The 11,410-nt window shown below is 36.1% G+C and carries 8 protein-coding genes; 7 read left to right on the top strand and 1 reads right to left on the bottom strand.

Going from position 1 to position 11,410, the window contains the following annotated elements; translation table 11 throughout:
• Window positions 1-11 precede the first annotated feature (11 nt).
• Genes Q0770_RS07120 through Q0770_RS07150 form a run of 7 tightly spaced genes read left to right on the top strand, consistent with a single transcriptional unit; the run spans window position 12 to window position 6,603 of the window.
• Window positions 12-1,130: a CNNM domain-containing protein gene (locus Q0770_RS07120; RefSeq protein WP_299115459.1), complete on the top strand. Its 1,119-nt coding sequence runs from the start codon at window positions 12-14 to the stop codon at window positions 1,128-1,130.
• Window positions 1,130-1,603, top strand: a complete 474-nt coding sequence (locus tag Q0770_RS07125; RefSeq protein ID WP_299115460.1) for a methylated-DNA--[protein]-cysteine S-methyltransferase — start codon at window positions 1,130-1,132, stop codon at window positions 1,601-1,603. The genes Q0770_RS07120 and Q0770_RS07125 overlap by 1 nt, the downstream gene beginning before the upstream one ends.
• A gap of 33 nt (window positions 1,604-1,636) precedes the next feature.
• The gene (locus Q0770_RS07130) at window positions 1,637-2,791 is read left to right on the top strand and encodes a serine hydrolase (RefSeq protein ID WP_299115462.1); all 1,155 of its coding nucleotides are present in this window, start codon (window positions 1,637-1,639) and stop codon (window positions 2,789-2,791) included.
• A gap of 20 nt (window positions 2,792-2,811) precedes the next feature.
• A complete protein-coding gene (locus tag Q0770_RS07135; RefSeq protein WP_299115464.1) occupies window positions 2,812-3,078 on the top strand; it encodes a hypothetical protein in 267 nt (88 codons plus the stop codon).
• A gap of 20 nt (window positions 3,079-3,098) precedes the next feature.
• Entirely contained in the window at window positions 3,099-5,519 is a 2,421-nt protein-coding gene (locus Q0770_RS07140) for a penicillin acylase family protein (RefSeq protein ID WP_299115466.1), read from the top strand.
• A gap of 1 nt (window position 5,520) precedes the next feature.
• The gene (locus Q0770_RS07145) at window positions 5,521-5,877 is read left to right on the top strand and encodes a hypothetical protein (protein ID WP_299115468.1); all 357 of its coding nucleotides are present in this window, start codon (window positions 5,521-5,523) and stop codon (window positions 5,875-5,877) included.
• 12 nt (window positions 5,878-5,889) lie between these two features.
• Window positions 5,890-6,603 carry a 3'-5' exonuclease gene (locus tag Q0770_RS07150; protein WP_299115470.1) on the top strand — a complete coding sequence of 238 codons (714 nt, stop codon included), beginning with the start codon at window positions 5,890-5,892 and terminating at the stop codon, window positions 6,601-6,603.
• A 52-nt stretch (window positions 6,604-6,655) separates the two neighbouring features.
• On the opposite strand, the gene Q0770_RS07155 is transcribed toward Q0770_RS07150, so the two are convergent.
• Window positions 6,656-11,347 (bottom strand): immunoglobulin-like domain-containing protein, encoded by a 4,692-nt coding sequence (locus Q0770_RS07155; protein WP_299115472.1) that lies wholly within the window; start codon window positions 11,345-11,347, stop codon window positions 6,656-6,658.
• Window positions 11,348-11,410 lie beyond the last annotated feature (63 nt).

Below are 11,410 nucleotides of genomic sequence, written 5' to 3' on the forward strand. Positions count from 1 at the left end.
ATATACAATTAATGGGTTTACTCGTTTTTTACGCAGTTATTTCAATATTCTTTTCGTTTTTATGTTCCATTTTAGAAGCTGTACTCTTAAGTATCACTCCTACTTTTCTTAATCTTAAAAAGAATGAAGGCAAAACTTATGCTTCCGATTTAGAAGCGTTAAAAAAAGACGTGGACCGTCCGTTAATTGCTATATTAACCTTAAATACCATTGCGCATACTGTTGGCGCCATCTTAGTTGGTGTGCAAGCTAAAGTAGCTTATGCAGAAATTTATGGCACTGAAACACGTTCTGTTTTAGGTATTGAATTTACCGAAGATGTTATGGTTGGTGTCGTATCAACAGTTATGACCATTTTAATATTAGTCGCTTCAGAGATTATCCCAAAAACCATTGGTGCTACATATTGGAAACAACTCGCAAACTTTACTACAAAAGCCCTCAATGTTTTAATATTTCCATTGAAATGGACAGGTGTTTTATGGCTATTACAACTCACAACAAAACTTATTGGCGGTAAAGGTCACGGTAGTGTTTTAAGCCGTGAAGGTTTTGTGGCTATGACTGAAATTGCACATGAAGAAGGCGTTTTTGAAGAAAATGAAAGTAAAGTCATCAAAAACTTACTCAACTTTAAAGATGTACAAGCCAAAGATGTCATGACACCTAGAACAGTTATGAAAACTGAGAATGAAACCATGACTGTTGAAGCCTTTTTTAATGCTAATTCTAACATACGGTTTTCTAGAATCCCTGTTTATACGGACGAGTCCGATAATATTACAGGGTTAGTTTTAAAAGATGATGTTTTTAAAGAAATGGCCTTTGGAAATGGTGCTAAACTCTTGTCTGAGTTAAAACGAGATATCATTATCATTAATCGAAGTTTGCCAATTCCAACCTTATTTGAGCAATTGGTAGAAAGTCGAAACCACATGGCTTTAGTTGTAGATGAATATGGTTCAGTAAGTGGTTTAGTGACTATGGAAGATGTTATTGAAACGCTTCTTGGGCTTGAAATTATGGATGAGAGTGATAATGTTTCTGACCTTCAAATGCTAGCACGAAAAAGTTGGGAAACAAGAGCCAAACGTTTGGGCATTATTGAAGAAGATAATACAGAAGATTAATGCAAAGCTGCACTATTGAGACGCCATTAGGTCACGCCAAAATTACTGGTGACGCTAATGGTATATCTAAAGTTTCAATAGGAGATACAACTGAAGAGTTATCAGAACTTATTCCTGAAGATTTATTGGATTGTGTTACGCAACTCAAGGCCTATTTTAGAGAAGAGCTACAAGATTTTGACTTAAAGTTAAACCCTAGTGGTACCGATTTTCAAAAAAAAGTTTGGCAGTACTTACAGCAAATTCCGTTTGGCAAAACCTGTTCTTATCTAGAATTATCAAAGAAAATTGGTGACCCAAAAGCGATAAGAGCTGTTGCCAATGCTAATGGCAAAAACCCTCTTTGGGTAATTATACCTTGTCATCGTGTTATTGGAAGTGATGGTAGCTTAACAGGGTATGCAGGAGGATTACACAGAAAGCAATGGCTTATAAATCATGAGAGCGAACACAAACAACAAACTTTGTTTTAATCTTTATTATATTTAAGACAGCAAATATTTAATATGAAATTCCTAAAAAAACTATTCAAATTCCTAGTTGTATTCTTCGGCTTAGTCATTGCATTACTTTATATCACAGATACTGATTATTTATTAAAGGCGGTAAGAACTATATATTTTAGAGGCCATACAACAGCTTATCTTGAAGATTACAAGTATTTTGATAATCAGCCTATAACAGAAAGCAGCAACCCTCAACCTTGGCCTAATCATGTAGACTATAACTCAGTAATCGAAACGGAGCGTTTATCAAAAGCCAATGCAGATTGGGGAAGCATCGCGTATGTAATTATTAAAAACGATAGTATTTGGTTTGAAAATTATTATGATGGGTTTAACGAAGATTCTAAATCCAACTCTTTTTCAATGGCAAAAAGTTATGTATCTGGTTTAATGGGAAAAGCGATTATGCAAGGCCATATTAAGAGTTTAAATCAACCCGTTTGTGATTTCCTTCCTGCATTTTGCGAGGGTAAGGCTGCAAAAATGACGGTTGGTGATTTAAGTAGTATGGCATCTGGCACCAATTGGGACGAAGCCTATTATTCGCCATTATCAATTACCACTCGCGCTTATTTTGATGACGATTTAGCTAAAGTGATGAATGGCCTCAAAATGGAGACTGACCCAGGGCAAGCTTTTAAATACGCCAGTGGTGATACTCAAATGCTGGCTATGGTTATAGAGAAAGCAACAGGTAAACCCTTATACGATTATTTTGAAGAAAGCTTTTGGGAACCATTAGGTAGTGAAAATGCTACGCTTTGGCAAGTCGATAGTGACGACCACGATTTGGTAAAAGCTTATTGCTGTATTGCCAGTAATGCAAAAGATTTTGCTCGCTTTGGAAAACTCTACAAAGACCATGGGAAATGGAATGGAAAGCAGATTTTAGATTCTGCTTTTGTCGCTAAATCTGTCGTGCCGCGCTTTCCAGAAAGCCCGCAATATGGTTATGGTTGGTGGCTTAAAAAACACTTAGGCAAAGACTTTTTTATGATGCGCGGACACTTAGGACAATATGTTTTTGTACAGCCAGAAGACAACGTGATTATTGTGCGTTTAGGCCATCAAAAATCTCCAGACATTGGGACTAAAACTTTTACGGATGATATAAGCTTATATATTGAGGAAGGTTATAAAATGTTAAAAAAATAATATTCAAATAAATAATAATTTTGAAATATTATAAACGTAATTGGGAAGATACTCGAGGTGATGATTTTGACGATTGGGGTAAGTCAATATGGTTATTTGAAACTGATAATCATGGTAAGCCCGTTAGACAAATTGAAATTTATGAAAACGGAAAAGTTTTGAAATACAATGAAGATTTAACACAAGATAAATATGGTGGGCTTGGAGATCAAGAATTAGATTTAGATGATTTTAATAAATTTAAAATAACAGAACAAGAGTTTATAAACTATTGGAATCAATATTAGAATAATATTCACTATTAAATATGAAATACCTAAAACTCATCATAACTGGCCTACTCTCAGCAGTAGTTTTTTACGGTTTAAATACTAAGTTTGGAGACATCCCAGCATTAGGAAAATTCTTGGCACCAAATCAAGGTGTTTGGCAAAATGAAACGGATGATGTGGTCTCTGGAGAAGTTAATATTCCTAGTCTTGATGATGTCGTAACCGTACATTACGATGAACAATTGATTCCGCATATTTTTGCAAAAAACGATAGAGATTTATATAAAGCGCAAGGCTACATTACGGCAAAACACCGTTTGTGGCAAATGGAGTTTCAAACCTATGCTGCGGCTGGTCGCTTATCTGAAATCATTGGAGAAGGCGCACTTGATTATGACCGTTCACAACGCCGTAACGGTATGCTTTTCGGTGCAGAAAACAGTTTAGATGTCGTAAAACAAGACCCAGAAGCTTTAGCATTACTAGAAGCTTACAGTGCAGGTGTCAACGCATATATCAATAGTCTAGAACCAGAAAATTATCCTGTAGAATACAAACTTTTAGGCTACGCACCTGAAATTTGGACTGTAGATAAAACGATGCATCTTCTCATGTATATGACAGACATGCTTTGTGGTGGAGATTACGATTTAGAGTTTACTAATACCATTAAAAAATTCGGTAAGAAACGTTTTGATATGTTATTCCCTGATTTTTATGACATCATCGATCCTGTAATTCCTAAAGAAACTGATTGGAGTTTTATTGATACTCCAATGGCAGAAATTCCTGGAGGTGAAATGGTAAAAGATTCCATTTCTATTTCAGAAATGATGGCAAAACCACACCCTAATAATGGAAGTAACAATTGGGCGGTTGGGCCATCAAAATCTGTTTCAGGAAACGCAATTTTAGCCAACGATCCACATTTAGGTTTAAACCTACCCTCAATTTGGTTTGTAATGCAACTATCTACACCAGAACATAATGTCTATGGTGCTACTTTACCAGGTGCATTAGGCGTTATTATTGGATTTAATAATGATATTTCTTGGGGTGTGACCAATGCCACTCGCGATGTAAAAGATTGGTACAAGATAGACTTCCAAGACCAAAGTCGAAAAGCCTACAAGTACGATGGTCAATGGAAAGAAACCTCAGTAAGACTTGAAGAAATTAAAATAAAAGGAAAAGAAACTTTTATAGATTCTGTAATCTATACACATCATGGTCCTGTGAGTTATGACCATAAATTTAAAAGCGATAATGAGCTTAAAGGTTATGCCATGAAATGGGCTGGTCATATTGGCCATAATTTTACCGATTTGTTTTATAAGCTCAATCGAGCTAAAAATTATAACGATTACAGAAATGCGATTAAAAACCACGTAGCACCTGCACAAAACTTTGTCTTTGCCTCAAAAACTGGAGATATTGCTATGTGGGTACAAGGGCGATTTCCAAACAAATGGAAGGGTCAAGGTAAATTTTTAATGGATGGCAGTAACCCAGACCATGACTGGAAAAATATTATCCCATCAGATTATAACGCACATACTAAAAACCCTGAACGTGGTTTTGTAAGTTCCGCTAATCAGCATCCAACGGATTCTATGTATCCGTTTTATGTATTTAACGATGGCTACGACACCTACCGTTCACGTATTATCAATAACTTCTTTAGGTCTAAGGAGAAGTTTAATGTTGAAGATTTCAAAGATTTACAGAATAACAATTTCAATTTAAAAGCAAGTGAAATTGTGCCCTATCTTATTGAAAACTTAGACGTTTCTAGTTTTAATTCAGATGAAAAAGAAGCTTTAGATATTCTGAAAAATTGGGATTTCGATAATCACATCGATAGTAAAGCACCAGGTTTATTTGCAAGTTGGAATAACAATCTTTACACTATGATTTGGGATGAATTTGATGTTGAAGATGAAACTCTGAAATGGCCTTTTACATATCAGTACATGTATATGCTAAAAAATCATCCTAATGATAAATTCATGGATGTTATTGAAACGCCTGAAATTGAGACAGCACAAGATTTAATTCAGCAATCTTTTAAAGAAACAGTTGAGAAATTAAACAAATGGAAAGAAAAGAATGGCGATTACGATTGGAAAAACTATAAGCGTTCTTATGTTGGACATTTGCTTCAAGCATTGCCTGCATTTTCAGTACAAAATATCCCAATTGGTGGCGATGGTAACACTGTAAATGCCATGACAAGAAATCATGGCCCTTCATGGCGAATGATTGTAGAAATGGGTGAGACACCAAAAGCTTATGGCATCTATCCTGGTGGACAATCGGGAAATCCAGGCAGTAAATATTACGATAATTTTATAGACGATTGGGCAAAAGGCAACTATTTTGAAATTAACTTTATGCAATCCGAAAGTGATTCCACTTCAACAAAGTCCACACAAATTTTAAAGCCGTCTAAATAATATGAAACGAAATAGCATCAATTTTATCATTACTGTATTTTTAGCTATCATTTTATCGCAGTTTCTACCATGGTGGTCAGTAATGCTGGCAAGTTTTATTTCAGCATTCCTAATTAGTTTAAAAAAGAGTGCTGTCTTCTTTATACCTTTCCTAGCAATTGCTATGTTTTGGATAGCTTATGCCTTTTATTTAGGCAGCGCCAATGATTTTATACTAGCTAAAAAAATAGCTGTTTTATTGCCTCTAAACGGAAACGCATATTTACTCATGCTAGTTACAGGAATAATAGGTGGTATTGCAGCTGGAGTTTCAGCTTTATTTGGAAAACAATTATCTTTAGTATTGAACTCTAAATAATTTTCTTGCATTATGATTTCTAAGCTTCATCTTGAAAATATTTTATTCTTAGATATTGAAACCGTTCCTGAAACACAACATTTTTCGGACTTAAACGAAACCAAACAACAGCTTTGGGAACTAAAATCTAAGTACCAACGAAAAGACGATTTTACAGCAGAAGAATTCTATGACCGTGCAGGTATATGGGCAGAATTTGGAAAAATTATCTGTATTTCAGTAGGTTATTTTAAGATGGAAGGTGATGTTAGAAACTTCAGAGTTACCTCCTTCTATGGTGATGAAATTCAAATTCTAAAAGATTTTAAAAATTTATTAATTTCACATTTTAGTCAGACCAAGCATTTACTTTGTGCCCATAATGGAAAGGAATTCGACTTTCCATATATCGCTAGACGTATGATTATTAATAATATTGAATTGCCTTATAAACTCAATTTGTTTGGGAAAAAACCTTGGGAAGTTCCACATCTCGATACTTTAGAATTGTGGAAATTTGGAGATTATAAAACCTATACGTCTTTAAAGTTATTGACCAATGTTTTAGGCATTCCTTCACCTAAGGATGATATTGACGGTAGCGAAGTTTGTGGTGTTTACTACAATGACAATGATATAGACCGCATTATCACCTACTGTGAAAAAGATACTATTGCTGTAGCACAAATATTTTTGCGGCTAAGAGGTGATGAACTACTTCATGATAATGAAATAAAGCATATATAAAAAAGCCCAGCTTAAATGCTGGGCTTTTTCTTTCTTTTAGAATTATGACCTATTAATTTTTAATAAATCGCCTTACTTCTGTTTTATCATCAATTGTAAATTGAACAATGTATATACCTTTATCAAGGTTACTAACATCTATAGTAGATGTAGAATTACCTCTACCTACCTCTTGTCCGAGCATATTTACCACACGGTAAGTAAGTTGTTCTAGATTTGTTTTAATATTTAAAACATTTCCTTTTACTGGGTTAGGATATACACTTAGCTCAAAAGTGTTATTAGGGTTGATATCTATTGTAACCTGTTCATCTCTAGCAGTAGACCCGCTAGTCAAATTAATATTATCAATAGCAATATCAGCCTGCCATGTGCCACCTGTTAACCTATTGAACCTTAACTGTACACTATTGCCTACATATGCAGATAAATCTATGTTCTGTGATAACCATTGATTGCCTTGATTACCTGTCTCACTCCATAATGTTGCCCAACTAGCACCATTATCATTACTCGCTTCTAAAGCTATACTTCCCATATCATTACTTCCAAACATATGGTAGTTAAATGAGAACGTTGCACTTGACTGTGATGATAAATCATAACATGGTGACGTAATAATTGCTCGCTTGTTTGGATAACCCGTGTTGTTCCCTGAAGCCTCTACAAAAATATAGTTGCTACCTTGAACCGCACTTGATGGCCCCGTATTATTAGACGGCGTCCCATTAGCATCTACTGTCCAGTTTAAATCATCTGCACTACTCTGTGACCAATCACCAATTCCTGACTCAAAGCCTTGAGCATATGGATAAGAAGTAATACCTCCTGAACATGATGGTGTTGTCACCGTACCTTCCGTTACAGAAATATCATCTATAGCTACATCGGCTTGCCATGTACCTCCAGTGATTCTATTAAAACGTACTTGGATACCACTTCCTAAGTAAGCTGCTAAATCTACATTGACAGTTAACCATTGGTTGCCCTGATTGCCTGTCTGACTCCATACACTTGTCCATGTAGCGCCCTCATCATTAGTCACCTCTAAGTCTACTGAACCTGCATTTGTGCTACCAAACATATGGTACTTGAATGAAAATGTTGCCTCTGTTGCTGTTGATAAATCAATACATGGAGAGGTGATAATTGCTCGCTTATTAGGGAAGCCTGTACCATTACCTGACGCTTCTACATAAATATAGTTGCTACCTTGTACTGCACTTGATGGCCCTGTGTTGTTTGATGGTGTCCCGTTAGCGTCCACTGTCCAGTTAAGGTCATCTACACTACTCTGTGTCCATGCACCTATTCCACTCTCAAAGCCTTCACTATATGGAAGTGACACACCGCCTGTACATCCGTTAGCAACTTCATTTACATTTACAATTCTCGCTACTGGTGTTGCCGCATTTCCTGCTGCATCACTTACGTTATACGTTAATGTATAAGTGCCTACTACGTTCGTGTTTACTGCACCTGTTACGACAATACTTGAAGTTAAGTTACCATCAATGTTATCCGTTGCAGTTGCACCTGCATCTGTATAAGCATCTCCTACAGTTAAATTAACCGCTGCTGAACCTAACAATGTAATTACTGGCGCTACGGTATCTGCACTTACAACTACTGTTCGTGTTGCACTCGCATTATTTCCTGCGGCATCACTTACACTATAGGTTACGGTATAAGTGCCTGCTACATTTGTATTTACAGTACCAGTAGTTACGATACTTGAGGTTAAATTCCCATCAATGTTATCTGTGGCTGTGGCACCTTGCTCGTTATAAGCGTCGCCTACATTTAAGTTAATTGTAGATGCTCCATTTAATGTTATTACTGGCGCTGTTGTATCTGGATTTACAGTGACTGTTCGTGTTGCACTCGCATTATTACCTGCTGCATCACTTACACTGTATGTCACGGTATACATGCCTGCTATACTTGTGTTTACTGTACCTGTAGTTACGATACTTGACGTTAAATCACCATCGACATTGTCCGTCGCTGTGGCGCCTAATTCTGTATAAATTTGTCCTAAATCTAAACTAACCGTTGATGAACCATTTAACGTAATCACAGGTGCAGTCGTGTCAGGCCCAGAGCCTTCAATAACAACTGTATAATCTTCAACCTCTCCATATTGGAATGACTCACATGATGTCTGAGCTGCGTTGTACTTCATAGATACACGCATACGGGTTGCACCATCAACAGCGCTATCTGGAGCTGTAAAGTTTCCACTTATTGGTGTAGCTTGCGTTGGCGCTTGTGTTAATACTTGCTCTCCTGCGTCTGTAAAATCACCATCTCTGTTGTAATCTATCCAAACAGCATAAGCTTCATTATATAATGTACCTGTCCATGTTGGCGTAATAGTAATGGTATTAGACACTCCTTTAGTTAATACTGTAGATTGCGACGTAAAGTCTGCATAACCTCCAGTAGATGCACCAGAAATATTATCTATACTACCTAACTGAACTCGTGAAATGTACTCATCTGTAATAATCTGACCATTAGACGCACAATATGTTAATTGTACTTCGGTAGTTGTAAAATTTACTGAAGTGCTATAAGATGAATTACTTCCTCCAGTACATTTACTTCTTACTTGAGCCTCATACTGTGTTTGGGCAGTTAGTCCTGTTAAGTTAGAAGATATTCCTGTTACTGCATTTGTTGTCCACGTTGAAGAACCTACTACCCTATATCTTAAATCATAAGATGCTCCTGGAACTGCATTCCAACTTAAAGTTGCTGTAGAAGACCCAACATTAGAAGCAGCTAACCCTGAAGGTGTCGTTGCATTACAAACTACTGGTGCTCCAATAGTAAAATTAGTGTTAGAAATATCGAAAAAGATGTGGTTAGAACCTCTCACCATAATTCTGTTTTGAGACCCCTGGTTATTAGGCACTATAATGTCATGAGAACCATCATTAGTTACTCCTGAAGCTAAAGTGATAGGGTAAGTATCTCCGCCATCTGTTGATAAGAAGATATCTACATTCGCTGCATTTACACCATTGCCTGTTGTTCCAGCCACATTCCAAGTTACTGTTTGCGTAGTGCCAGCATCCCAAGTGACATTCGTGTTTGGTGAGTTAAGCACAAAAGGACCCGCTGTACCATTTACAGTAATACGTGTATCGTCGCTATTATTAGTACCTCCTCCAGCTCTGTTATCTCTTACTGTTAATCTGAAATTTAAGGTTCTTGCTACGTTTGGTACTGCTTCCCATTCCCATGATGTAGCTCCAGTTTTAATTGTAGATAATCTTGGGAAATATCTCTTATTGTCTGTGGTAGGATTGTATGATCTAAAAGCTGGTCCTGTAGTAGCAGTGACACTAGGCTTAGATGTTGCTGAATCATTTTCATCTATCTGCTCCCAACAATACGTCAATACGTCTTGCGAATTTGCATCTGACCCAGTACCTGTTAAAACAAAAGCCGTTCCTTTTGGAATAGTATAATTAATTCCTGCATTAGCAGTAGGCACAGTATTACCTGTATTTGTGTTGGTTTGGCAACTCGTGCTTTTTACATAATTAGTGACTTGCTGAATAGAAATTGCATGAAAATAAGGATCACTATTAGGTTGTACATCAGTATTTGGTCCTGTAATACCTGCATATCCCATTATTGTAGTACCACTACCTGGTTCCATTTGTACATTTCTACCTTCATTTCCGCCATGTGTCCATGTATGGTTAGCTCCAAATTGGTGTCCTAACTCATGAGCTACATAATCTACATCAAATGGATCACCTTCTGGTGTTGAACGAGACGTGAAAGCACTCCCTTTTTGACCATTAACACATACACAACCTATGCATCCAGCATTCCCATTATCTGAAGCTCTAGCAAATAAATGACCAACATCGTAGTTAGCTTCTCCTATTAAACTTGTTAAAGTACTTTGCACTTGACTATTAAAACCTCCATTAGAATATGGGTCTGTGCTAGAATTAGTATAAATTACATCATCTGTATTGGCAATTAATACCATGTTTACATTAAAATCGGTTTCATATATCCCATTTACACGGGTCATAGTCGTATTTATAGCTGCTAATGCTTGAGCTTTTGTTCCTCCATGATATTGAGTGTATTCTCCTGTTGTAGAAACAGCCAATCTATATGTTCTTAAAATTGAGTCATCTGCATTTCTTAATGAACTTCCCGCTCCTAAAGATTCATTGATTTGACTAGTAACTAAGCATTCAAATTTGTTGCCAGTATCAATTCTATTCGCTCTGTTATAAACTATATAACTATCAGAGTTTTTATCACTTGACTCTATAAATGTATTTCCATCACTTGGTGACAAAATCATAGCGCTAAAACCAAAAGGTGAAAAACTAAATCTTATTTGAGAATCCGGATTATTAATTCCTTGACCAATATAAGACCTTATCTCTGGGTATTTAGCCTGAAGATCTGGATCCATGTTAGAGGCTTCACTTATTCTGTAGCCTTCAATTTTTCCAGTATAATTAGGAAAGCTAATAATAACATTAGATGTTGAACTATAGGTGTTTCTAGCTGGGGTGTTTAAAAGTGCTTTTTTTAAATTCTCAGTATCTAAATTAAAAACCTTAAAGTTATCTAAGTTTTTATGGTTATCCTTTTTCGGTATACCAATTGTAGTGTTTGATTTAGTCCACAAATTATTATTTTGAGACCAAACCATAGAAGTGCTAAACGTAATAAAAAGTAATAGTAGTTTCAATTTCATGTTTTAAAAATTTAAATTATTGAATGCCCTCTTAAGGTAAGAAAAGTCATAATTAAAATATCC

Source organism: uncultured Winogradskyella sp., from assembly GCF_947501905.1.
Lineage (GTDB): Bacteria > Bacteroidota > Bacteroidia > Flavobacteriales > Flavobacteriaceae > Winogradskyella.

Coding starts and splice junctions, on each gene's coding strand:
- Q0770_RS07140 (WP_299115466.1), top strand. CDS start 3,099: ATGAAATACCTAAAACTCATCATAACTGGCCTACTCTCAGCAGTAGTT.
- Q0770_RS07150 (WP_299115470.1), top strand. CDS start 5,890: ATGATTTCTAAGCTTCATCTTGAAAATATTTTATTCTTAGATATTGAA.
- Q0770_RS07130 (WP_299115462.1), top strand. CDS start 1,637: ATGAAATTCCTAAAAAAACTATTCAAATTCCTAGTTGTATTCTTCGGC.
- Q0770_RS07125 (WP_299115460.1), top strand. CDS start 1,130: ATGCAAAGCTGCACTATTGAGACGCCATTAGGTCACGCCAAAATTACT.
- Q0770_RS07120 (WP_299115459.1), top strand. CDS start 12: ATGGGTTTACTCGTTTTTTACGCAGTTATTTCAATATTCTTTTCGTTT.
- Q0770_RS07145 (WP_299115468.1), top strand. CDS start 5,521: ATGAAACGAAATAGCATCAATTTTATCATTACTGTATTTTTAGCTATC.
- Q0770_RS07155 (WP_299115472.1), bottom strand. CDS start 11,347: ATGAAATTGAAACTACTATTACTTTTTATTACGTTTAGCACTTCTATG.